Origin of the sequence: Roseivirga seohaensis (assembly GCF_001592945.1) — a bacterium.
Taxonomy (GTDB): Bacteria; Bacteroidota; Bacteroidia; order Cytophagales; family Cyclobacteriaceae; genus Roseivirga; species Roseivirga seohaensis.
Window position 1 is genome coordinate 572745 of record NZ_LRPB01000023.1, and the last position, 23855, is coordinate 596599.

Here is a 23855-nt window from a genome sequence, read left to right on the forward strand (position 1 = left end):
ATAAACATTGAAACGATGAAGTAAATAAAAATGTAAGGAATTGAATATTCTTACTCGCTTACCTCAAACAGATCTGTGCTAGGCCAGTTTTTGATTTGCTTGAAGGATTCGCGCATAGCCCAACGGCTGGTGCTCCAAAAGCTACCTCTGCGGGGTGTGGTGTTAGAAATCACTACCCATGAAACTCCATTCAGGTCGCGGGTAAGTAAGGCTGAGGTGCCCGAAAGCGTGCCGGTTCGCCACCAATGCTCACCACTTACACTACGCCAGCCCAAAGGCTGATCTACGCCCCCTACTCCCTTGATCATTTTGTCCATGGAGTCTTTGCTCAAAATATCTTTGTAACGTTTAGAGTAACCGTCTACCATGACCAACAATCGCATCATGTCCACAGAATTGGCTACCCAACCGCCAGCAGGACCGAGCATTTCAACATCATCGGCACCATAGGGTTTGTCTACCATTTTACCAGAACCGGTGTAAGCCAGCTGCTTGTTGTCGGGGCTGTAGTCGTAATATTTTACCTCGTTTTTGAGTCGGTCGCTTTCAAAATTGCCAGCAATTTGCATGTGAGTAATGCCATTCGGCCTTAGGATGTTTTTCTGAACCCAGTCTTCGTATTTCTCGCCTGTTTTTTCTTCGATAATCCTACCTAGCAAGCAGTAACCAAAATTAGAATAGTTGTAATGTGTTCCTGGTGTATATGGTAGATGGCGCGTAATAACGAAATGAATTACTTCATCAAAGTCTATAGGATAGGCAGCCTTGTCCATTTTATGGATTTTAGCAGGAATAAACATAGGGTCGCCATAGGTAATTAGGCTCCAGCCAGCGGTATGATTAAGCAGGTGTTTTACCTTTATTTTATAGAAGTTTCGGTTGGTAATGCCTTTGTATTTAGAACCTTTCAGAATTCCGTTATCTCCAAAAACATAATCGTCTAAGCCAATTTTTTTATCGTCTACCATTTTTAGAATTGCAATGGCAGTAACTAGTTTAGAAATACTTCCTATTCTGAAAAGGTGATAAGGTTCAACAGTGACTTTATTCTCTTTATCTGCATAGCCAAAGCCTTTGGCGTATACCAGTTTTTCGTTTTTTACTACCGCAACTGTTGCACCTTCAAGCTTTAAACTTGTAACAAGCCGCTGCGCCATTTTATCGATGGGTTCCAAAGCTGGATTGTTAGAGTCTTTATTGGTGAGAGTACGTTTTGCGGGTTTATTTTCGGTAGGTGTTTCTGGCTTTGCGGGGGATAATGACAGCAGGGATACGAAAATACCCATGGTAAGAATAACCAGAATTACTTTGCCTTTATGCTGCATATATTAAGAAACGACCCTTTTCGAAAAGCAATTATAAGAAAACTAGAGTTAAACGTAAAGGCCAATGGACAGTCTCTTGCGGTTAGTCCTAAATGAACCCCTTTTTTGCTCTGATAATCACATTCTTCAGACGAAATAAGAGGTAAGAGGTTTAAAAAAATGCCGAACTACTTTTTAGACGCATCATTGAGGCTCCATTGGTAATCCATAAAATCAATATCAGCATTGTCGTTGATTTTCACTACTGAATACTTATTAAGGAACTGAATTAAGGTTTGGTCTTTCTTAAAATCTCCACCAAACCAGCTAAAAATCTTTGACAGTTCTAATTTGTTTTTGGTGATTTTGTTTCGTTGTGAATCGTTAATAAAAGCCCTGGTTTGTTCCTCCAATTGCATCTCGATTTTTTCGGCTTTAAAAGCTTCGGGTCTTAATACTGGGCAAGAAAATGAAGCGCAGTTAATCGCAAAATGAATTCTGGGTTCTTCGAATTCTACCCTAAGAATTTTATGTTCAACCCGATCTAAGTTGAAGTCTTCCTCCCCAATTTTAAAAAAATCTTTCGTCCATACGGTGTGGATGGTTGGAATACTTAAAGTTGGATTTAAGTCTTTAATGCTTTTTAAAGGGTAATTATCGATAATGAGCTTTACAGTAAAGGCATTGTAAGTATTGATCCAATAGGCTAGTTTCTCATTCTTGCTCCAATTGTTTGATGGAGCATTGTTGGTTAACAAATCAAGATACTTCTCAAACTTATCTTGCTCAGAAATAATCCCTTTGTAATCGATAAAGCCCTCTTCGTTTACATATTTTTTAAGGAGTTCATCCCAAATTTTATGACTTGGGGCAGGGCCATTCTCAACAGCAATTAAGCTATTATTGGGCCACGAAATGAGCGCCAGCAAGAAAAAGAGTACTGAAATATTAATTAAGCTTTTCATCATCAAATTTCTAACCCAACAGTACAAGGCAATTTCCTGTTCAATTTAAAACATGAAGATTGTCGGCTAGATGCCTTTTGTAATAGAGAAAGTAGACGGTTAAAGTAGATCTTGAAACCAGTATGTTACCTTTTCATTGGTTTGAGCCGACAAAGTGTATTCTTTTGGTACAACCTCGCCCTTTTCGAACACCACTGGATGGCTAAAGATTGGCCCATCAAAAACAAAACTGTGGAATTCGCCATTTTCCCCGCAGGGGTCAACATTGCTCGGAAGTTCTTTGAGCAAGTCATGGTTTATGATTTGGCCTGCAAACGATTTATCGAGCTTACTTCCGTCTACCGAAACGAGCATGGTTTTAAAACCTAAGTCGATGAACTCTCTTACTAAGTCAGCCGTATTTCTTTTCCACAGCGGAAAATGTCCCTTCAGCCCAACTTCAGCCAATCTCTTTTCTCTATATTCTTTTAAGTCTTCCAGAAAAATATCACCGAAGATGGAGTGCGTTATGCCTTGGGCTTTAAAGTCTTCCATTTTTTCAGACATTAACCGATCGTATTCGGGCATTGTAACTTCGCCAGGAATCGACATAATTGACAAAGGAAGGCCAATGGCATCTACTTGCCTTTGTAGCAAGTTTTTATGCACTCCGTGCATGGAAATTCTTTCCAGTTCAGCATTAACGCTGGTCATTAAGGTCAGGATTTCAAACTCTTTTTGTTGAAGAATGTAATGCAAAGCCAAAGCACTGTCTTTGCCACCGCTCCAATTAAAAATTGCTTTTTCCCTTTTATTCATCTCCGTTTTGCCTTCTTAATTTCTAAAAATGAATAGCCTTTATTCGATTGAATTTCAAAGCTATCAATCAATAATGGTTTTTTGTGCGCTGGTCCATCAATTACTAATGTGTGGTATTCACCATTTTCACCACAAACATCAATGTCTAAATCCTGAAAAACTTGGACAAGCTCTTCATTAATCACTTTCCCTAAAATATATGAAGCAAACTCTGTTCTGCATGAAACCACAAGCGCTTTAACCCCCAGCTTCAACATTTCAAAAACCAAGGCTTCTCTGTCTTCTTGCCAAAGTGGTAAAAGGGCTTTTAGCGTTGCTGCTTCCGAAACCTTCTCTTCCCAGTCTCTGTGCGACTGAATATCGATATCGCCAAAAACTGCATGGTCGAAATGGTATTGGCCTTTGAGCTGTTTGAGGTTTTTTATATAGTTTGCCTCATAATCTTGCCATGTGCTTTCAATAAAAGCAATGGGCAAACCAATGCATTCAGCTTGGGCTAAAAGAACTTCTCTTGGAATTCCGTGTGACCGCGACCTATCACCCAACTCATTCATTACATTGAAAAGTACCATCGGTTTTGCATTCCTTTGGAGCGCCCTATAAAAAGCCAAATAGCTGTCCTTTCCCCCGCTCCAAGAGCAAAGAAAAGAACAGCTATGAGTTGGTTTGGTGTTTTTCAAATCCTTAGAAAGTACCTGTTACACCAATTGTAAAGTTTGCCGGGCGCGTGGTAAAACCATAAACGCCTACAAAATCTTCATCCAATAAGTTATTTACTGTTCCAGAAAGGGTCAGTGTGCCATCAAACAGTTTATGTGAAATAGATAAGTCTACCATGTTGTAAGCTTCAAGCTTTACCAAATAAGGATCAGAGAAAATAGCAGCTTCGCGTTCGCCAAAACGAGTATAGTTTACTCCAACACTTGTATTTGATGTAATGGCATAGTGTGTATTAAAGCCCAACTTTAAATCGGGAATTCTATAGAACTGCGCAGGGTTTCCAAATTGGTAAGAAGCTACATTTCCGCTCAAAGAAAGCGGCTCAATAATTTGCCACTGGAAATCAATTTCGAAACCTTCGATTTCTCTAGTTCCTGTTACGTTATCGTAACCTCCGCCAACATAATTTCCTGCATTGTCGAATCGAGATACAAAATCGATTGCGTTTTCTTCTTTACGCGTAAAGTATTCTGCATTTACAGTAAAATTTCTGCCAAGGTAAAGCGACAGACCAAATTCAGTCGACTGAGTTTCTTGTGGTTCCAACGCAGTATTTCCGTAGAGTGGAGCAAACAATTGGTATAAACTAGGTGAAATGAATGCTGTAGAGTATGAACCAAAAGCCTTTAACTTACTTTCACCGCCAAGGTTGAATAAGTAAGAAGGGTTTAGGCTATAAACGAAGTTTGAACCGTATTCGCTGTTGATATTGAGCCTAGCCCCTGCGTTTAAGGTGAGCGCTTCGGTGGCATCTACAGCCAAATTGAAGTAGGGATCAATATTGGTTGCATCTGGTTCGTTATCGCCAGCTACAAACTTATATCCCTGATAATGAACCCCAACTATGGTTTTTACTCGATTGCTAAATCTGTACTCATTAGTCAAATCGGCTTGTGTATTTTCGCCTTCGCTTGTTGAAGGGTAAGCCGAAACGAAATCTCTTTTGATTTGGTTATGGTTGAACTTCAACTGTAAGTTTCCTTTGTTGTATTTAAATTTTGGGTTTAGGCCAAAGCTCGTCTGTTTCAAAGTGAATTCGTTATCCGCATCTACAAAAGCGCCATCATCATAATCTGATCTCAGTTTCTCGAATGAGAAGTTTGCGCCTAAATTAAAAGCCTCTGAAAAGTCGTATGCAAATTTTGTTCTTCCTGAATAACGATAAAAACCATCGTCACCAAAATCGGTAGCGGGGTCGTTGTCTTGCGCTGCTGAAATTCCTTCGCTTATGGCGAAAGCTCCAGCTACTAAATAGCTGAGTTTTCCTGCTTTGCCTTGTACATCGGCATTGGTATTGGAAGTACTAAACGAGCCTATTGACTGTGATAAAGTTACTTTTGGTGTTTCAGAGGTTGAAGCTTTTAGTTTAATATTGATTACACCAGCTACCGCTCCTGTTCCGTACAAAGTACTGGCGGCACCTTTTAGTACTTCGATGTATTCAACTGCCTGTGCATTGAGTAACCTCAAATCATAATCCATTGCAATACCAGACGGGTCGTTGATTGGCAATCCATCAATCAAAATCAAAGTATGGGCATTCCTTCCCCCCCTAATATTATAATCTAGGTTGGTGCCTGGTGTGCCAAAAGCTCCGTCAATATTAATTCCAGGAAGTTGATTCAAAAGATCGGCAACCGTTCTTCCAGGTGAGTTTCTAATTTCATCGGCAGTAATTTTATAAATTACTTTCCCCGATTTTTCAATGGGGGTTTCAAACTTGTTGCCTGTAACTACAACTTTTCCCAAGTCTCTTACCTGCCCTTCCTCTTGAGCAAATAGATTAAATGAAGCCGTCAAAATTGCCAATGAAGCAATGCTTAATTTTCTAAAAATGGTTCTCATTGATTGTTTAATTGAATTAATAATTCTTGAATAGTTTTATAGGTAGTATCGTTGTAATTCAGATGCCAAAGCGGAGTTTTTAAAGTACCTGAAATTTTAATTTCTAGATCAGAAGCGTCAGGAGTTACTTCGTAACCCGCCCTTTCCAAAGCACTTTTCGTCCAGCGCTTCAAGATCACATCACCTTCAAGCCTAACCTTTGTTTTGCTTTGGGTCGAAGTCCTTTTAAATGTTCCCAACTCATAATCGAATTGAAGTTGATCTCTTTGGAAAGCTTCCTCAAGCAGTCCGTTCAATACCAAATCTTCAGGTAGGCCTGAGTCAATAGATTGATTCTGGTTGATAAGCCATAAATGATCGGCATTGGCCAAAGCCATATCTAATTCATGAGTAGTAAGTAGAATAGCTTTATCTCCTTTAACAGCCAGTTCACGTAGCAAATGGAAAATTTCCATCCTGTTTGGAAGGTCTAAATGCGCGGTGGGTTCATCTAAAAAAATGACCTCCGTGTTTTGTGCAAGCGTTCGGGCAATCATTACCTTCTGTCTTTCACCATCGCTCAGTTCCCCAATATGCTTATTGGCAAATTCGAGTATTCCAGTGGCCTCCATGGCCATAAAAATGATGTCTTTATCTTCTTGACTCAATGTTCCAAGCCAACTGGTATAAGGAAAACGACCTAGAGAAACCAAAGCATAAACCGTTAGGTTTCCGGGTGAAATTCTATCGGTAAGTACCAAGCTCAGTTGCTTTGAAAGGGATTTCGCATCAATGGATCGGATGGGTTTTGCTTGCATGAAGACTTCACCCTTCAATGGTTTCTGAATTCCTCCAATGGTTCGCATCAAAGTAGATTTACCAGCGCCATTAGTGCCAAGCAAGCAGGTAAGTTTTCCCTTTTCCAGACTGAGGTTAAGGTTGGTCAAAACAGGTTTTTCCCCCTTTTTATCCTTGTAACCTACTGTAAGGTTTGTAGTGCTGAGTATTGTTCTTGTCTCTTTCATCATTCTACTTTTAAAAAGAAGCCTTTAGGTTCTTGCGTTTAACAATGATCCAGATGACAATAGGCGAACCGATGAGTGCCGTAATGGCATTGACAGGCAATACTGTTTGGCTGCCCGGTACTTGCGAAATAATGTCGCAAACCAGCATCAGAATTCCACCTACCAGTGCGCAAGTAGGCACTAAAGTGCGGTGGTCGGAAGTATTTAAAAAGCTGCGCGAAAGGTGTGGCACTGCAATACCCACAAAGCCAATTGGGCCACAGAAGCCCGTGATGGCGCCTGCCAAAATACTGGTAGTGGCGATAATGGCTACTCTTGCCCATTTTACATTGAGGCCCATGCTTTGGGCGTAATCTTCACCCAAAAGCAGTGCATTTAGTGTTTTAGAAAGGAAGAAAGTAAGGATAACACCTGTGACCACAATGATGGCCAAAGCACCAAGTTGTTCGTTAGTTACGCCTCCCAAGCTGCCAAAAGTCCATAAAATATATTCTTGAATTTGTTCTGGATTACTGAAGAACTGCCAAATGCTCACCACGGCAATGGTAATATTTGCCACCATCAATCCTACAATGAGCATGACTACGTTGTCCCTGATTTTGAAAGAAATGCCCAGAATAAGCATAAGCACCAGTGCAGCACCTAAAGTTGAGGCTATGATAATCAACCAGCTTCCGTCTACTCCCAATTCGCGAATAGAAAAAGTAGTAGTTACTGTACCTGCGGCTAACATTACGGCAGCAACGCCCAAGCTAGCCCCCGCAGTAATTCCCAATACTGAAGGCCCCGCTAACGGATTTCTGAATAATGTTTGCATTTGAAGCCCCCCCAGCGAAAGTGCAGCTCCTGCTAAGATTGCTGTTACCGCTCTCGGCAGTCTGATTTTCAGAATAATACCCTGCCAGCCGCTATTGTCAATTTGTTGTCCTAAAAGGGTTTTCACTACCTCGCTCACAGGAATTCGTACCGAACCCAAACCGATGTCGAGTAAGAAAAGCACGATAAGCATTAATCCTAATAGGATCAATGACTTCGCTCTAAGGCGTTTTCCTTGAGTGATTGCATTCATAGTAAAGTGAATTAATAGCTTACTTTAGCTGATTGTAGTACACCAATTGGTGATCGGGGAGAAGTTCGGGGTGGAAAATTTTCACCACGTCCTTCAGAACAATGTGAGGTTCTATTACACCAGTTTCGTAATAGTCGTTGCCACCGCCTTCGGTATTTCGACCAAAGACATTGTAAATACCGCCATTTTTATAGGATTTGAAATCCATATATCGCGGGTCTCTGTCTCTAATGTTCTGTAAAGTACTAGCACCACCTGGAGCAATCCAGAAATCGGCATTCAGGCCTATTTCATATACGGTTTCAAAGCTTAACTTAATACTACCAGTAGAATTATCGTTTTTCCATGGGTAGTCTGCTTTGGCTACTTTCAGTACGTTGTAAGCAAAGCTTTTTCCGCCCGATACATGCCACGCATCACCTTGGGCAATGCCAGTAATGGTCAGTGGTGCGTCTGTTACTTTTTCGGCAATCAAGTCTAAAACGCTCCGAAACTCGGCTTCAATGGCATCGAATTTTTCGTTAACTAGCTTTTCCTTATTTAATAGAACGGCCAGTAGCTTTACCCATTCGGCACGTCCTAATAGGTCAACCTCTTGCCAGTCGGCATTCAACACTACGGGAATATTTAAGCGCCCGAGTTGCTGGAAAGACTCGTTCTGGGAGTTAGGATAGCCTACGCCTAAAACTACATCTGGATGAAGTTCAATAATGGTTTCTACATCTAGTGTTCCTGAAGGTTCAACCTCAATGATTTCTCCTGAATCTACCATGCTGACTACCTTAGGGCTGCTCACATATTGCTTTCTTTCAATTCCTTTAAGTTCATCAAGTGCGTCCAGCAAATCGAACATTCCCAAATGCGTGGTAGATAATGAAATTGCTTTTTCGACAGGAATAGAAATAACAGGTAAATCAACGCCTTTTGGGGCCGGGGTTCCTTTTTGAACCAACAAAAAACTCACGGTATCTGCTACTTCATTGTAGTGCCTAAAAAGGTGGAGTATTTTGTAGTTGTTATGGTATTCAACATCAAAACCAATGGCATGATCAATCGAGACCTTTTCTGGGAAATAGTCTTTTTTCGGATCGAAATCTGGAAAATCAGATTGATTTTTGGAGTTGGATTGGCAGGCTGAAAAGCCAACCATTAATAAACACAGCAGGGTATATGCCGCCCAGCGGTGCGCATTGCGTTTTTCAATTTTCTTCATGCTATTGCCCTTCCTCAGAGGGTGGTTTAGTTGAACTTTGCAATGGCAGGTCTTCTGACTTTCCTAGTGTATTGCGCCTTCCCATTTCAAATTCTGAAACAGTGGCAAAGTGCAACACACTTTTTTGTAGGATTACAGCAGCTGGGACTGTCCGGGATTTACACCCGATTCCCTTTTAATTCCGAAAACCGAAGCTTTCAGGAAACCCTTGCGGTAGCGCAAATGTAGAGAATTAAATTTTGAATGGACGAATGAAGATGAAAATATTGATGTTCAACTGCTCTGCCTTAAATTGTTGTATCGTCCTGAAATAGGTTTGCTAATCTTATGGAAAAGCTAACTAAAAACAGGATGATAAATTGAGCTTAAACCTTAAATCAGAAACCAAGTTTATAAGCTAAACTATAAACTATGTCTGTTTTCTCCAGCCTGCGCAAATTCGGTAAAGTATTCTCTCAAATCGATGTATCCGAAACCATCGATGCCCTAGGTAAACTCAATCAAACCGAGCTTTACCAAATCATGAAAATCATTAAGTCGAAGGGCAAAGTGTACCATCCGCCAGAGATAGACGGAGATTATTACCACCTCAGCCGTTTTCTTACACCAGAAGAAAGAGAAATTCAGCTGAAAGTGCGTGAGTTCATGAACGAGCATGTAAAGCCCATTGCCAACGACTGCTGGAATAAAGCCAAATTCCCGATGGAGTTGATTCCAAAAATGGCAGAACTCAACATTGCTGGCTTAACTTATGAAGGTTACGACAGCCCTATGGGAAGCTATTTGCTTGAAGGCTTTATCACGATGGAAATGGCCAGGGTCGATACGTCTATTTCCACCTTTTTTGGGGTGCAAAGTGGTTTGGCCATGGGCAGTATTTATTTCTGCGGAAGCGAAGAACAAAAGTGGAAATGGTTGCCAGCTATGCAGCGAATGGAGAAAATTGGCGCATTCGGTTTGACGGAACCCAATGTTGGTTCGGCTGTAGCAGGTGGTCTGGAAACTACCTGCAAAAGAGACGGAGATAGCTGGCTTTTGAATGGCCAAAAGAAATGGATTGGTAATGCAACATTTGCGGACTTGACCATTATTTGGGCGAGAGATGTAGACGATAATCAGGTGAAAGGTTTTATTGTAGAAAAAGGAACCAAGGGTTTTAAGGCCGAAAAGCAAGAGGATAAAATGGCCTTACGAACCGTTCAGAATGCGCTGGTCACCTTAACCAATTGTGAGATTTCGGAAGAAAATAGATTGCAAGAATGCAACTCGTTTAAAGACACGTCTAAAGTATTAAAGGCTACGAGAGCTGGCGTGGCTTGGCAAGCGGTAGGTTGTGCCAGAGGCGCTTATGAATGTGCTTTAGAATATTCTACCCAACGCTACCAATTCGGAAAACCCATTGCGAGTTTCCAGTTGGTGCAGGATTTATTGGTGCAAATGCTTACCGATTTAACCGCCATTCAGAGTATGGCTTTTCACCTTTCAAAATTACAAGATGAAGGAACAATGACCGACCAGCAAGCTTCATTGGCCAAGGTAGCCTGTACAAAACACACAAGAGAAATTGTCGGTCACGCGCGCGAGATTTTTGGTGGAAACGGAATTTTATTGGAGCACAACATCGCCAGATTTGTGGCCGATGCCGAAGCGCTTTACACTTATGAAGGCACCAAAGAGGTCAATTCATTGATTGTGGGCAGAGACATTACTGGAATTAGCGCTTTTGTTTAATGGAAGTGCCAAACAACTGATTTTCTGATCTCTGATCAACTTCTTAGCCAAAGGCCATGCCCTTGCTTTATAAGCCTTAATAGCGGAAGTTTGTAGCCAGATAGGAATACATGAAGAACTACGCGGAAGACATAGACGAACAAGACGAACTTTTTGAACATCATAGAATTGTGGCCGACAAAGGCCAAGTGCCTTATCGTATCGATAAATTCTTGATGGACAGATTGCCCAACGTGACCCGAAATAAGGTGCAGCAAGGCATTAAAGATGGTTTTGTGTTAGTTAATGGTGAAGCAATAAAGCCTAATTATAAGGTACATCCAGGTGATGAAATTGTGGTGGCTTTGCCTGAACCTCCGCGCGATACCGAAGTAGTTGCGGAAAATATTCCTCTTAACATTGTATTTGAAGACGATCACTTGATGATCGTAAATAAAGAGGCAGGAATGGTGGTGCATCCTGCTTATAACAATTGGTCGGGTACTTTGGTAAATGCCCTTACGTACCATTTTCAGAACCTGCCTACCATGCAAAACAATGAGGGCAGACCGGGTCTTGTACACCGAATAGACAAAGATACTTCAGGGCTTTTAGTGATTGCCAAAAGCGAAAAGGCTATGGCTGGTTTGGCCAAGCAGTTTTTCGATCATTCTATTGAGCGTACCTACTATGCTTTAGTTTGGGGCGAACCCAGTGAAGAAATGGGCACTATTGATGTGAACCTTGGTAGAAGCGAGAAAGACCGCAGGGTTACTGTGGCCATTGAAGATGGAAGTCGTGGCCGCCATGCGATAACGCACTATAAAATTTTGAAGAAACTCCGTTACGTAACCCTAATCCAGTGTAACCTGGAAACAGGCCGCACGCATCAAATCAGAGCGCATATGAAGCACCTTGGGCATCCGCTTTTTAATGATGCTACTTACGGTGGTGATAAAGTTTTGAAGGGAACTCAATTTTCTAAATACAAATCTTTTGTAGACAACTGCTTTAAAATTATGCCTAGGCAAGCCCTTCACGCCAAATCATTAGGTTTTGTACATCCAGTAACGGGTCAGTTTGAGCAATTCAATTCAGAATTGCCCGAAGACTTTAAAGCAGTAATTGAAAAGTGGGAGCACTATGTGCAGCACAATTAATTCTTCAGGTCGCCAATTACTCCCGAAGGTTTAATCAAGTCTATATAGTCGGTTAGCTTAAGCTCCAGCTCGGTGGGTCCCATAGAATAGGGCCCAATTTCGTATGCATTGTAATAAAACAACAAGGTCTTATTCATAATGGCAAAATTGCTGTTGAGCTGAAATTGGCCATTTTCAAAGAAGTAACCTTGTTCATCTAAAGGTTCGCTAGGTGGAATTTTCTTATCCATTCTGAATTCAATTTCGGCTAACTTATTCAGTTCTTCTTCATAACCTTCTACCAGAATATCGCTTAGTTCTAATGCTTTTCCAGTGGTGAGGTCATAACTTCGGTACACTTGCATAGAGTTTGGATGTGCACCCCCAGTAAAGGTAAAAATGGTGGTTGCAGTACTGATATAGCTTGAATCTTGATGAATGATATCTGAGCTAATTTCTAAAAGCCAGCCAGTTTTATAATCTTTGTTTTCATCAAGTATTTTTTCATACTCTTGGCTCATTTCCTCAATCAGCAATTTGAAGTCATCTTTAGGCTCGCTGATAAAGGCATAATTCAAAATATCATGCTGTATTTGTCGGTTGATTGAATCCAACACTGCGTCAGAGGCTCCGCTTTCGAGAGTTGGATACTGAATTTCTATACTCAAACATTTTTCACCTTTTCCATCGGCCACGCATGGCCCTTTTTTCTCTGAAATTTTATTGAGTTCGTAACTCACAAAAGTGGCTTTGGGAATAGGCTGAACCACTTCTGGAGTAGTTACACTTTCCTTTTTTCCAAACTCACAAGCGGTAAGTAAAAGCAGTATAGATAAAAAACCTAAAGGTTTCATTGGGTAAATTTAAAGAGGTGTGAAATTTCCTTTTTATTGAGTTTATAGCTTTTTAGCTGATTGTTCACTTTAAGGTGAACAATGTTTTCTTGTTCTGGAAACGACTCGAATAATACAACGTTCGAAATGTCTAACTCAGAAATTGAGCTTATGTTTTTTACTTCAATATAGCACCAGCGCGCATCGCCTTCTAACTCGCTACCGATATAATCGAGTTTGGCATTTTTACCATCAATGGTAATGAAAATTTTGGCTTGAATGTATTCATTAATCAAACTGTCGAGTTTTTTTGGGTCTTTAGGTTTGTAGGTGTCTATGTAGTCCATTTTATGGAAGCTCTGAAGGCCAGTGGCGAGATCGTCCATAAATATGCGTTGGCTGATTTGAAGTGCCTTTGCCTCTTGATTGTATTCCATATCGCAAACACTCACATGAAAAGGGTGTAAATTCCAAAAAAGGCCAATTATCACCGTATATAAAAGCTTAGTGGGCATGGTTTAAGCTATTTGTATGTGCTTCAAAAATTAAGTTTTATTATTGCAAAGCTAAGTGAAAATCTGTGAGCAAGTCACCAAAATACAAGAATGGATCAGTTTAAGCTTTATTTCCAACTAGGACACGAACACATCCTCGACATCTATGGTTTCGACCACATACTTTTTGTAATCGCGCTCTGTGCCATTTACGTAGCACAAGATTGGAAAAAAGTACTGATTCTGGTTACCGCTTTTACCATTGGACATTCCATTACACTTGCTTTAAGTACTTTCGAGCTAGTCAATTTTCGTACCGATATCATCGAATTTTTAATTCCTGTTACCATTTTCATTACTGCTTTTAGCAATATTATTCGGAAACAAAACTCGTTAAAACCTTCGGTACTCAACCTCAATTACTTTTTTGCCCTGTTTTTTGGCCTAATTCATGGCTTAGGCTTTTCGAATTATTTAAAAAGCCTTTTAGGAAAAAACGAGAGTATCATTACCCAATTATTGGCCTTCAATATTGGTCTTGAACTCGGACAAATAATTATTGTCGCGGTTTTCATGATTATTTCAGCAGTTTTTACTGGCCTATTTAGCGTTTCAAGAAGAGACTGGAATTTGGTGGTTTCTTCTGCTATTGCTGGTATAGCAATTACCATGATGATAGAGATGAAGTTTTGGTAATCCCCTTTCGGCTTTCAGAGTAAAGAGATTAAACTATATCTATCAATTCTAGAATAGCTTTTATAAATTGAGCCCTTATTTCTCGAGATTTTAGAGGAAAGATATTTGCCTTTTGAGAGAAAGGTTACCCAATAAGTTTTAAAAATCTAACAAACGAATGAATATGAAACGATTACTTTTCGTAGTAGCAGCGGTTGTTTTCATTTCTGGCCAATCATTGGCCCAAGTGATTAATAGCAACCACGGTAAACGTTTTGAGCAATTGGAGCGCATGCTCCGTGACCCAAGTGTGTACCGTACCGCGTCTGGAGCTCCAGGCCATGAATATTGGCAACAAAAGGCCGACTATGTGATTGAAGCCGAGTTGGACGATACCAATCAGCGACTGACGGGTTCTGAAAAAATCACATATTACAACAACTCCCCTGATGCACTTCAGTATTTGTGGATTTCTTTAGATGAGAACGTAAGACAACCAGATAACCCAGTGTATAAATGGGAAGAAAGTGCTATTCGAAGCAGAATGAGTTATGATCAGATTAAAGCACTAAATGGTCACGATAACGATTGGGGCTTTCACATTACCGAAGTGAAAGATGCCAAAGGAGCCGACATGACCTATACCATTAACCAAACAATGATGCGAATCGACCTTCCTTCGCCTTTGAAGCCAGGAGATAAAATGACATTCGGAATTAAATGGTGGTACAACACAACGCCAAGAGATGAATCTGGTGCTAGAGGTGGTCATGAGTATTTTCCTGAAGATGGAAACTACTTGTATACCATTACTGGCTGGTACCCAAGAATGGCCGTATATTCTGATTTCCAAGGCTGGAACAACAAGCAGTTTACAGGCCGTGGAGAGTTTGCTTTGACTTTTGGAGATTTTGACGTAAAAATGACAGTGCCAAACGATCATATTGTTGGTTCAACAGGGGTACTTCAAAATCCTAACGCTGTATTGACTGCGGAACAAAGAAAAAGATGGGAGCAAGCGAAAAAATCGCATGATGAGCCAGTTGAAATTGTGACTTTAGAAGAAGCCAAAGCGGCTGAAAAAGGAAAACCAACAGGTAAGAAAACTTGGAATTTTAAAGCGGAAAATGTTCGCGATTTTGCATGGACATCTTCTAGAAAATTTGTTTGGGATGCGATGGCCGTAGATATTGAAGGCCGTAGTGAAAACCCAATGGCCATGTCGTACTATGCGAAAGAAGCCTATGGAATTTATGCGCGTTATTCAACCAAAGCCGTAGCACATACGCTTAAAACGTATTCAAAATATACTATTCCATATCCGTACCCAGTAGCGATTTCTGTAGAGGCTTCTAACGGAATGGAGTACCCAATGATTTGCTTTAACTATGGAAGAACATTGCCTGACGGCACTTACCCAGAATCGACCAAATGGGGTGCAATTGGTGTAATCATTCACGAAGTTGGCCATAACTTCTTTCCTATGATTGTAAACTCTGATGAGCGCCAATGGACATGGATGGATGAAGGTTTGAACACTTTCATGCAATACTTAACCGAGCAAGAGTTTGATGAAAACTATCCGTCAAGAAGAGGCCCAGCACATAAAATTGCTCCTTACATGGCTTTGCCAAAAGACCAGCTAGAGCCAATTATGACGAACTCTGAAAATATTATTGGTTTTGGAAATAACGCTTATGCTAAAGCGGCTACTGGTTTAAATATTTTGAGAGAAACCATTATGGGCCGTGAGCTTTTTGATTTTGCCTTTAAAGAATATGCAAAACGTTGGGCTTTCAAACACCCTACTCCAGACGATCTTTTCAGAACTTTAGAAGATGCTTCTGCTGTAGATATTGACTGGTTTATTAGAGGCTGGTACTTTACAATTGACCATACTGATATTTCGATTGACGATGTGAAATGGTACAAACTAGATACTAAAAATCCAGAGGTGGAATACCCAAGAATGAAGGCAGAAGCAGCAGAAGCTGATTATGACATCAGAAAGGACAAGAATAAAGAAGAAGGCATGACATATTATGCAGAGAAGGACAAAGGCCTTCAGGATTTCTATTATTCTTATGATGAATTCAAAGTGACCGAAGAGGCTAAAACTGCTTACCGAAGATTCAGTGCTTCATTAAGTGATGAGGAAAGAGCCATGTTAGGTAGTAACAAAAACTTCTACCAAATAGATTTTTCTAATCAAGGCGGCTTGGTAATGCCAATCATTATTGAATGGACTTATGCCGATGGAACTACTGAAATTGAAAGAATTCCTGCTTATATCTGGAGAAAGAACGAAGATAAAGTGACCAAGGCTTTTATGAAAGACAAGGAAGTGGTTCAGATTCGAATTGACCCTAAGCGCGAAACAGCAGATACCAATGAAGACAATAATTACTTCCCAAGAGTAAATAAGCCTTCTCGTTTCGAAATGTTTAGAGGTGGAGGCGCTGGCGCCAGAGGTCAAGCAACAGGTTCTAACCCAATGCAAAGAGCTAACGGAGGAAATTAATCAATTCCTCAATTAAGATTAAGCCCAGAGTATAATTGTGCTCTGGGCTTTTTTTTAGTGTCTCGGATTAAACTCCTGAAGATTGATCTGATTTCTTTTTCCGCCAGAGTGGAAGAAAAATTAGCAATAGGGCGGTAACCGAAGCTATAAGTACTATGTTGACCCAGCTCTGGTTTGTTGTTTCAATTGTTATTGGCGAACCTAATGATATGAACGCTGCCCAATAATAAGGGTGTGCCGTATAATTGTCAGAGTTTTGTAAATAGTCTCTTTTGGTTTGGCCAATGGCTCTATTTATCGGTACTTTTTCATTCAGAAGCTTGTGTGTATTTACCATTAATTCTGAAGTAACTTTGTCATTTACACTCCAAAGGCTCATTACAATAGAGGGTACACCCACTATGGCAAAACCCCTTGCAATGCTGAAAGCACCCTCACCTTTATTTATTTCTCCTACGCCACTTTCGCAGGCGCTAAGTATGGCTAGCCTAGCTTGTAAACCAGCTAGGTAGAGGTCGCTGGTTTTAAGAACGTTATCTTTACCGTTGAAAATCAGTTTGGATTCGTATTTTCCTGTACTATCAGCTAGGCCATGTATGGCCAAATGAAGCACATCGTAATCTTTTGCTGTTTTCAGAAAAACGCTTTTAGTTCCTTCATTTCCTAGGTAGTAGTCACCCTCTATTTTTGATTGTAGGTACTTAATTTCTCTGTCTGTACCAGGTAGAGTGGCAAAGCCCAAGTTGTTATCTCCCTGACTATAACCAATACCCATTAAATTCTTTGAGCTTTTTTTAGCTGTTGTTTTGTTTAAATCTCGATCTGAGGAAAGCTGATAATTAATGACATGGCTATTAATAAGGTAGGGTAAGTTCTTAAACGACCTAGGGTTTTCAACCTTAGAAGTAATCAGGGTTTCAAATGGCAGTCGTGATAAATACTCATCTGGTATAATTGTGAGTTCGTTTATCTTACTATCCAATTGGTCGATAACAGGCTTAAGAAGTAGGCTATAGATATATTCAGCGTTTTCACAAAATGCTCTGAGCTTGTTCTCATAATCCGAAAGCTGTGGTCTGTTGCCTACCTCTGAAATTAAGTCATTAAACGAATTTTTGAATCGCTCGTCAATATCTACCCTTTCAAAAACCTGCTTATTGGCCGATTTTCCTAATAAGAATATTTGATTTTCGCCTACAAAAAACTCGATTATAGCTTTGTTTTCGGCTATTCTATCTGTGTTACCGCTTTTGAAAATCAGGTGGTTGTCATTGATTTGGTCTTCTAAAAATAGGGAAACACTGTCTTTTAAATCTTTCAGTTTTTCACTGGCATTCAATAACCTATTGTTGATTCGGCCTACAGAATCGCTGGTGGGTGATGATTTATCTAAGATTGAATAGAAAGTAGAGTTTAAACCTTCTATTTCGGTTTTTAACTGGTAAAACTCATTTCTTAAATATTGAGGAACATTGGAGTTTTGAATTTTGCCAAACTCACCCGATTGCTCTAAAAATAACACCGCTTTACTCAGCCTGAAAAATTCAGAAGCATTTTCGAACCCAAGCTTTTTGTTGCCAAGGTTAAACATTAAATATGATGCTTCTATACCTGCTTCATACAACGACTTAAAGTTTTCTGACAAGAACAGTTTACCTTCGGTTCTCATTAATTCTTGTCTACTGCTCATCAAAATATTGTGTGTGTTACTGGCATAATTGCTAGCGGATAACAATACGTTTAAACTGTCTTTTAGGCTTTGGTTGTAATAACTGATTAGTGATATGGCTTTGTCGCGCAAAGAGCTAAGCGCAGTAATTGTAAGTTTTTGGTTTTTAATTTCGGGAAACCCTAAAATATCTGCCGTGTAGTATTCCGGAATACTGTTTCTGACAGCAGAATCATAGTAATTAAACGAAAGCTCTGCTTTGCCAAGCTCTTGATAAAGCGAGCCGGCTACATTAAATAGCGATTCGGCCTGTTTGTTTGGAAAGGTGGGCCTCAACTCGTTTAAAACATCTTCTATATAGGATTTGGCATCTTCGTAATTTTTCAAACCAAGTAATCCGTTAGCAATGTTTATTTTTTGTTGAATAGTAAATCGAGACTCCGTATCGTTTACTTTCACGATTTCTTGAAGACTTTTAATGGACTCTTCATACCGTTTTAAACCCAGTAGAATGGCCGCTTTTAAGGCTTTTATTCCAATAATTCCGTTTTCTACCCTTTCTCTTTCTTTAGGAGAAAGTGGCCCGAAAAACTGTGTTATATTTTTGGTCTCACTGATTAACTCATTACATACTTTTAGTCCCCTCTCAAAGTCTTTCATTTTATAGAGTACATTGCCCAGATTAAATCGAGAATCTATATATCTCGATTTGCTGACAGAGTCATGTTTTTCTTTTGAGTAAGCTACTTCCTCAATAGCGTAGGCCAATGCTTGGGCGTAATCTCCTTTTTGCATATACACCTTGGCGAAGTCGTTCATCACATAGAGAATTTCATCTGGGTTAGGATTTTCCTTACTCAACCTAGTTTCCATCCGTTTTTCTAAATACTTTGCAAGAGTGTCTAGGTTCATTTCTCCGTAACTGTAGGCATAATATTTATACTCAATCAAGGTCTCGTAATAGGCCGAATCGTAGTTTTTTGAAGCCTGATAAACTGTTTGGGCAGAGTCTAAATCTGAGCCAGCATTGTAGAAATTGTTTGTGCTGTGTTCTATATATCCTCTTCTAAAGTACGCTCTCGACAGTAAAAAGTGATTTTTTGGAAGGTGTTTTTTAGCCGTTTCGACTGATTTATTTGCTGAAGCTAAAGCCAGAGAATCGCGCCTCATGCTATATAGAATCATGGCGTTTCGCTCGAATAGAAAAGTCAGAGTCTCATAGTCTTTTGAAGTTTCAACTTGAGGTAATATTGATTGAATATACTCTAAACTGTTGGCGTTCATTAGATACGGATTTTGCCGATCTTCTTTGAGCTTTTCGTTGAGTTGATTAACCCATGTATTTTTAAATTCAAAGGGTGTTTTTACTTTGCTAAAATCGCTTTGCTGGGCATTTAGCTGGGCACATAGAAATATTAGTAAAAGCCAGCTTAGTAGGGTAAAGTTAGAATAGCATCTCGGTAGTAGAGACATTCCAGTGTTTAGAGTCGAGTGAATATTATGAAAAATAGGAAGTTTAGACTGTAGTTCCAAATAACCAAAAGGGGTAAACTTTTGTTTTAAATGTTAGTTATTGGGGTATGAAAATCAAAATTTCTACAAAGGTAGAACAGGACTTGACAAATGTAAAGGATGGCTTTAACGAAAGCCTATTTATTCGCTTAAGTCCTCCTTTTCCAAAAGTTGAGTTAAATCGTTATGATGGATGCAAATCGGGTGATATTGTGGGGCTTACGCTAAACTTTTTTCTTTTCAAACAAGAATGGATAAGTAAAATAATTGATCAAACCGAAACCGAACAACGCTTTGATTTTATTGATATTGGCATAAAACTCCCTGTGTTTTTTAATAGTTGGAAGCATAAGCATATCATGGGGCAACAAGAAGCGGGTACCATGATTATTGATGATATTGAATATTCAACACCTTTTCTGCTGCTCAACTATATTCTATATCCATTGATTTATTTCCAGTTTATGTATCGAAAACCAATATATAGAAAGTGGTTTAAAAAAAGATATAAGTAAACTCAAGTTTGCATTGGTAAGGGTTTACGTTTTTAAGAGTGTTATTTAACTGGTTCGTTCGGAACACAAAACACCCGCTCATATGAAATATCTGCCAACTATAATCTTATCTACCCTCCTTTACTATACCGTCAATGTACAGGCTCAAAACTCAATTGGTTTCGGTTTAGAAAACGGAGCCAATAGGGTCTCGTTGTCTTTTAAGAATGAAAGCAATCTTATGATTGTTCCTATTAAAATAAATGAACAGGGGCCATTCAATTTTATTTTAGATACAGGCTCTGAATCGGGGATGATCTTCGATAAATTAATTATAGGTGAAAATAACTTGGTAAACGCGAGAACCATTCCTATTTACGCGGCAGATGGTAACAAAGTGACGGATCTTTGGGTGGCCAATGACATTAGGATAAATTTTGCAGGGGTGCATGGCAAAGATCAATCTATGCTAGTGCTTCAGAGTAATTTTGTAGATATAGAGAATGTACTTGGTGTTGAGGCACACGGAATTTTGGGTTCAGAAATCTTCAATCGCTTTGTAGTGAACATCGATTATTCAGAAAGAAGAATTAATCTATCGCACCCTGAGGACTTTAAACGACCAAAGAAGTATAAAAGAATACCAATTACATTAGAGAATTTTCGACCCTATGTAAACGTGAATGTAAAGCAAAAAGGGGAAAAGCCTATTACGGTAAAGCTGCTTATTGATACAGGCGCTAGTAGTGCGTTGTTTCTTGATGCTGAGTCGAATGAAGATATAATTCTACCCGAAAGAACTTTAGATCATACTATTGGCAGGGGGCTAGCGGGCGTTATTAAAGGGAAAATAGGAAGAGTAAAGAAAGTAAAGTTAGGTAAATACAAATTTAAAAAGGTATTGACTTCATATCCAGAGGCTTGGGGGTTATCTAAACCTAATGTGGAAACTAGTAGAGAGGATGTTCGCTACGGAACAATTGGCGCTGATATTCTATCTAAGTTTCATGTAATCTTCAATTATCACGAAGGGTATATGTACCTAAAACCAAACAGCAACTTTCGTGAAAGATTTCAATTTAATACAGTTGGTATGAACGTAATGGCTTTTGGAGATCGACTGAATGAGTATTATATAAATGATATTATTCCCGGTTCACCGGCAGAAAAAGCAGGCCTAGAAATAGGCGATGAAGTAATTGCTATGAATAACAACCCCGCATTTTTTTATAAGTTGGATGAAGTAGTGTCTGTATTGAAACGTACACCAGGAGAAAGGCTTAAGCTGATTATTCGCAGAAATGGCGAGCTCATGCAGATTAACCTAAAGCATAAGCGATTACTATAAAAAAAGAAGGCCGTCTGGAAACTCCAGACGGCCTCATTTTCATTAATTTGCCCAGATTACTTCGGGTCAAGAATATTGTTTACTTTCTCTAAAGCATCTTCTAAATGTATTTTCGACATTCTATCAGAAGTTCTTGGAATAGCAGCTTTAATTCTAGCCTGCAAAGTTTTTAATTCTGCTCTGGCTACTGAAGAAATATCAGACTGACTATTATCCTTCATTAAAGTTTCCATTCTATCAATATAACCACTTTGAAGGTTTCTTCTGTAGGTGTCAATTGCTTTACCAGCAGATAGTTCAGACCAAATACCGTTTCTTACATCGCTGAATAATTCAAGCATTCCGTAAGCAGCGTTTCCGTTTAGCGCTTCATTTTCAATAACTCTACCTAGTTTTCTTGGCTCTAAAACAGAGTTTAAAGTTCTTACCTGCATAGATTTCATGGCAGTAACTGCACCGTCATCCTGAAGTCTGTTCAAAATTTCATTGTCAAGAATCCATTTTGGAGTATTGAACAATTGATTGTTTAAGAACTGAACAGCTTCTTTTTGCTTGGCTTTTGGAGCATGTGTATAAACAGCTCCTTCTTGGTCAACTGTTTTGTAATCTTCTTTAACACCACCTACATAACGGCCTACATGACCCATGTAACGGTTGAACTGAGACTGAACTTCACCGTACATTTCTTCCAATTCTGTGTAATCAGAACCTGGCACATAAGTCCATTTCTTCAAGTTGTTCATGATTATTTTTAGGTTTCTGATTCCATAATCACTTGCTTTCATGGCATCATCACCTAAGTCTTCACTTTGGGCAGTGTAGTCATTGCTATTGCCTTGACGCCCGAATCTGTAAAGTGGATCGCCATTTTTTTCTTCGATCCATCTTCTTAAAGTAGGAAGTTCCTCTTCAGGAGTTTTGGCATCTAATATTGGTCTGTAACCCCAAGCAATTGAGTATTTATCATAAACTCCTACTTCTGGCATTAAAGCAACACCTTCGTCTTCTGGTTGTGCTATGTAGTTAAAACGAGCGTAGTCCATAAGCGATGGCGCTGTACCCATTTTTTTAGTGAACTCAGCAGATCTCAAAGAATCTACAGGATAAGCATTACTTGAACCGAAGTTATGTGGTAAACCTAAAGTATGGCCTACTTCATGAGAAGATACAAAGCGGATCAAACGTGACATTACTTCATCGTCAAACTCTGGGCTTTGAGCGCCAGGGTTAATGGCAGAAGTTTGAACAAAGAACCATCTTCTTAATAATGTCATTACGTTATGGTACCAGTTGATATCACTTTCTAAGATTTCACCAGAACGCGGATCACTTACGTGTGGTCCGTTTGCGTTTGGAATTGGAGAAGCTAAATATCTAACTACAGAATATCTAACATCTTCTGGGCTCCAATCTGGATCTTCTTCAGGAGTAGGGGCTGTTTTAGCAATAATTGCATCTTTGAAACCTGCGGCTTCAAAAGCAACTTGCCAATCTTCGATACCGTCTTTAATCGCTTTTACCCACTTTTCAGGAGTTGCTCTATCGATGTAATAAACGATTTGTTTCTTCGGAACAACTAATTCTCCTCTACGGAATTTAGCCATATCCTCATCTCTTACTTCAAGTCTCCATCTGTCTAAATATCTAATAGTTTTAGACTGCTGAACGTCTAAACCATAATCAGTTGTTCCTCTTGCAAACCAGCCCACTCTTTCATCATAAAGTCTTCTTTGCATTGGTACTTCTGGCAGAAGAATCATTGAGTTGCTCATCTCAATAGTGATGGCACCGTCTTCTCTCGAAGAAGGGCTAGCACTAGCTAAATAAGTTTTAACGTGTCTAAGCTCAATGTTTTCAGGGTAGCTGCTTACTCTAGTTACATAAGAACGGTCGTTATCCATTCTTGAAACCTTATATTGAGTTCGGTAAAACTGAGGAAAACCAAGAGGCTTGATATCGCTGGTTAACAATGATGAAGCATCAATTACTACTCCGTTACCATCTTTCGATAAGGCTTCAACTTGGAAAGACGCCAAGATTGGGTCTAAGTTTGAGTTTTTAACTGCTTCACTGATTGGAAGAGAATCAGCCGCTGTAACTTGCGTTGAGATAATTTTAAGAAGGATCTTATTCTCGTTACGTTCCCATCTTAGCATTAAGGTGCTTGTTTTTCCACCACCAAAGCCAATGCCCGAAGCAGTTTTTGCAATTCGGGAAACCATAAGCATATCTCTTCCTAAAAGATCATTAGGAATCTCGAAGAAGTATTTATCATCAATTTTATGTACTTGGAAAAGCCCATCGTCTGAAATGGCATCTTTTGTAATTACCTCGTCATAAGGTTTTGGTTCGCCTTTTTTTACTTTAGGCTTAGGGTCTTGTTTTGGAGCAGCAGCAGCTGCCGCCGCTTTTTCGGCAGCTTCTCTTTTTTCCTTCCTAGATTGCCCAAATGAGTTATCTGCGAACCCAGTGAGCAAAAATAAGACGGCCACAGCAACCAATAATGGTTTTTGTGCAATCGTTTTAATCTTTTTCATTCCTT

The 23855-nt window shown here is 39.6% G+C and carries 18 protein-coding genes and 1 riboswitch; of the genes, 6 read left to right on the top strand and 12 right to left on the bottom strand.

Features of this window, described 5'->3' with window-relative positions; all coding sequences use genetic code 11:
* Positions 1-50 precede the first annotated feature (50 nt).
* The 8 genes from AWW67_RS08875 to AWW67_RS18795 form a co-directional block, all read right to left on the bottom strand.
* Entirely contained in the window at positions 51-1325 is a 1275-nt protein-coding gene (locus AWW67_RS08875) for a serine hydrolase domain-containing protein (protein ID WP_062301219.1), read from the bottom strand.
* Between the two features lie 167 nt (positions 1326-1492).
* Entirely contained in the window at positions 1493-2272 is a 780-nt protein-coding gene (locus tag AWW67_RS08880; RefSeq protein ID WP_260311384.1) for a DUF547 domain-containing protein, read from the bottom strand.
* 96 nt (positions 2273-2368) lie between these two features.
* Complete coding sequence (locus tag AWW67_RS08885; RefSeq protein WP_062301223.1) at positions 2369-3067, bottom strand: Dph6-related ATP pyrophosphatase; 699 nt, start codon at positions 3065-3067, stop codon at positions 2369-2371.
* Positions 3064-3747 carry a Dph6-related ATP pyrophosphatase gene (locus AWW67_RS08890; RefSeq protein WP_062301225.1) on the bottom strand — a complete coding sequence of 228 codons (684 nt, stop codon included), beginning with the start codon at positions 3745-3747 and terminating at the stop codon, positions 3064-3066. The genes AWW67_RS08885 and AWW67_RS08890 overlap by 4 nt, the downstream gene beginning before the upstream one ends.
* Before the next feature lie 4 nt (positions 3748-3751).
* On the bottom strand, positions 3752-5632 hold the full coding sequence (locus tag AWW67_RS08895; RefSeq protein ID WP_062301227.1) for a TonB-dependent receptor plug domain-containing protein: 1881 nt from the start codon (positions 5630-5632) through the stop codon (positions 3752-3754).
* Complete coding sequence (locus AWW67_RS08900) at positions 5629-6639, bottom strand: ABC transporter ATP-binding protein (RefSeq protein ID WP_062301229.1); 1011 nt, start codon at positions 6637-6639, stop codon at positions 5629-5631. Before AWW67_RS08900 ends, AWW67_RS08895 begins: the two co-directional genes overlap by 4 nt.
* 7 nt (positions 6640-6646) lie before the next feature.
* The gene (locus AWW67_RS08905) at positions 6647-7705 is read right to left on the bottom strand and encodes an iron chelate uptake ABC transporter family permease subunit (protein WP_062301231.1); all 1059 of its coding nucleotides are present in this window, start codon (positions 7703-7705) and stop codon (positions 6647-6649) included.
* Positions 7706-7724: 19 nt separating this feature from the next.
* The gene (locus AWW67_RS18795) at positions 7725-8918 is read right to left on the bottom strand and encodes an ABC transporter substrate-binding protein (protein ID WP_082794017.1); all 1194 of its coding nucleotides are present in this window, start codon (positions 8916-8918) and stop codon (positions 7725-7727) included.
* Positions 8919-8945: 27 nt separating this feature from the next.
* Positions 8946-9143, bottom strand: a riboswitch (cobalamin riboswitch).
* Between the two features lie 186 nt (positions 9144-9329).
* Between AWW67_RS18795 and AWW67_RS08910 the strand changes: the two genes are divergently transcribed.
* Both AWW67_RS08910 and AWW67_RS08915 read left to right on the top strand, forming a co-directional pair.
* Positions 9330-10649 carry an acyl-CoA dehydrogenase family protein gene (locus AWW67_RS08910; protein ID WP_062301233.1) on the top strand — a complete coding sequence of 440 codons (1320 nt, stop codon included), beginning with the start codon at positions 9330-9332 and terminating at the stop codon, positions 10647-10649.
* 110 nt (positions 10650-10759) lie between these two features.
* On the top strand, positions 10760-11788 hold the full coding sequence (locus tag AWW67_RS08915; RefSeq protein ID WP_062301235.1) for an RluA family pseudouridine synthase: 1029 nt from the start codon (positions 10760-10762) through the stop codon (positions 11786-11788).
* On the opposite strand, the gene AWW67_RS08920 is transcribed toward AWW67_RS08915, so the two are convergent.
* Together AWW67_RS08920 and AWW67_RS08925 are read right to left on the bottom strand one after the other, a co-directional pair.
* A complete protein-coding gene (locus tag AWW67_RS08920) occupies positions 11785-12621 on the bottom strand; it encodes a DUF3298 and DUF4163 domain-containing protein (protein ID WP_062301237.1) in 837 nt (278 codons plus the stop codon). The genes AWW67_RS08915 and AWW67_RS08920 overlap by 4 nt on opposite strands.
* Positions 12618-13115 (bottom strand): DUF6702 family protein, encoded by a 498-nt coding sequence (locus AWW67_RS08925; RefSeq protein ID WP_062301239.1) that lies wholly within the window; start codon positions 13113-13115, stop codon positions 12618-12620. The genes AWW67_RS08920 and AWW67_RS08925 overlap by 4 nt, the downstream gene beginning before the upstream one ends.
* A 90-nt stretch (positions 13116-13205) precedes the next feature.
* On the opposite strand from AWW67_RS08925, the gene AWW67_RS08930 reads away from it, so the two are divergent.
* Both AWW67_RS08930 and AWW67_RS08935 read left to right on the top strand, forming a co-directional pair.
* Positions 13206-13790, top strand: a complete 585-nt coding sequence (locus AWW67_RS08930) for a HupE/UreJ family protein (RefSeq protein ID WP_053221783.1) — start codon at positions 13206-13208, stop codon at positions 13788-13790.
* 163 nt (positions 13791-13953) lie between these two features.
* Positions 13954-16290: a M1 family metallopeptidase gene (locus AWW67_RS08935; protein ID WP_053221784.1), complete on the top strand. Its 2337-nt coding sequence runs from the start codon at positions 13954-13956 to the stop codon at positions 16288-16290.
* Positions 16291-16357: 67 nt separating this feature from the next.
* On the opposite strand, the gene AWW67_RS08940 is transcribed toward AWW67_RS08935, so the two are convergent.
* On the bottom strand, positions 16358-19243 hold the full coding sequence (locus AWW67_RS08940) for a CHAT domain-containing protein (protein WP_176700018.1): 2886 nt from the start codon (positions 19241-19243) through the stop codon (positions 16358-16360).
* Between the two features lie 296 nt (positions 19244-19539).
* Between AWW67_RS08940 and AWW67_RS08945 the strand changes: the two genes are divergently transcribed.
* Positions 19540-19986 carry an SRPBCC family protein gene (locus AWW67_RS08945; protein ID WP_062301243.1) on the top strand — a complete coding sequence of 149 codons (447 nt, stop codon included), beginning with the start codon at positions 19540-19542 and terminating at the stop codon, positions 19984-19986.
* Between the two features lie 82 nt (positions 19987-20068).
* On the top strand, positions 20069-21313 hold the full coding sequence (locus AWW67_RS08950; protein WP_062301245.1) for an aspartyl protease family protein: 1245 nt from the start codon (positions 20069-20071) through the stop codon (positions 21311-21313).
* A gap of 56 nt (positions 21314-21369) precedes the next feature.
* On the opposite strand, the gene AWW67_RS08955 is transcribed toward AWW67_RS08950, so the two are convergent.
* The gene (locus tag AWW67_RS08955) at positions 21370-23850 is read right to left on the bottom strand and encodes a zinc-dependent metalloprotease (protein WP_062301247.1); all 2481 of its coding nucleotides are present in this window, start codon (positions 23848-23850) and stop codon (positions 21370-21372) included.
* Positions 23851-23855 lie beyond the last annotated feature (5 nt).

Coding starts and splice junctions, on each gene's coding strand:
- AWW67_RS08895 (WP_062301227.1), bottom strand. CDS start 5,632: ATGAGAACCATTTTTAGAAAATTAAGCATTGCTTCATTGGCAATTTTG.
- AWW67_RS18795 (WP_082794017.1), bottom strand. CDS start 8,918: ATGAAGAAAATTGAAAAACGCAATGCGCACCGCTGGGCGGCATATACC.
- AWW67_RS08945 (WP_062301243.1), top strand. CDS start 19,540: ATGAAAATCAAAATTTCTACAAAGGTAGAACAGGACTTGACAAATGTA.
- AWW67_RS08940 (WP_176700018.1), bottom strand. CDS start 19,243: ATGAACGCCAACAGTTTAGAGTATATTCAATCAATATTACCTCAAGTT.
- AWW67_RS08900 (WP_062301229.1), bottom strand. CDS start 6,639: ATGATGAAAGAGACAAGAACAATACTCAGCACTACAAACCTTACAGTA.
- AWW67_RS08925 (WP_062301239.1), bottom strand. CDS start 13,115: ATGCCCACTAAGCTTTTATATACGGTGATAATTGGCCTTTTTTGGAAT.
- AWW67_RS08930 (WP_053221783.1), top strand. CDS start 13,206: ATGGATCAGTTTAAGCTTTATTTCCAACTAGGACACGAACACATCCTC.
- AWW67_RS08950 (WP_062301245.1), top strand. CDS start 20,069: ATGAAATATCTGCCAACTATAATCTTATCTACCCTCCTTTACTATACC.
- AWW67_RS08935 (WP_053221784.1), top strand. CDS start 13,954: ATGAAACGATTACTTTTCGTAGTAGCAGCGGTTGTTTTCATTTCTGGC.
- AWW67_RS08920 (WP_062301237.1), bottom strand. CDS start 12,621: ATGAAACCTTTAGGTTTTTTATCTATACTGCTTTTACTTACCGCTTGT.
- AWW67_RS08915 (WP_062301235.1), top strand. CDS start 10,760: ATGAAGAACTACGCGGAAGACATAGACGAACAAGACGAACTTTTTGAA.
- AWW67_RS08875 (WP_062301219.1), bottom strand. CDS start 1,325: ATGCAGCATAAAGGCAAAGTAATTCTGGTTATTCTTACCATGGGTATT.
- AWW67_RS08880 (WP_260311384.1), bottom strand. CDS start 2,272: ATGATGAAAAGCTTAATTAATATTTCAGTACTCTTTTTCTTGCTGGCG.
- AWW67_RS08955 (WP_062301247.1), bottom strand. CDS start 23,850: ATGAAAAAGATTAAAACGATTGCACAAAAACCATTATTGGTTGCTGTG.
- AWW67_RS08885 (WP_062301223.1), bottom strand. CDS start 3,067: ATGAATAAAAGGGAAAAAGCAATTTTTAATTGGAGCGGTGGCAAAGAC.
- AWW67_RS08905 (WP_062301231.1), bottom strand. CDS start 7,705: ATGAATGCAATCACTCAAGGAAAACGCCTTAGAGCGAAGTCATTGATC.
- AWW67_RS08910 (WP_062301233.1), top strand. CDS start 9,330: ATGTCTGTTTTCTCCAGCCTGCGCAAATTCGGTAAAGTATTCTCTCAA.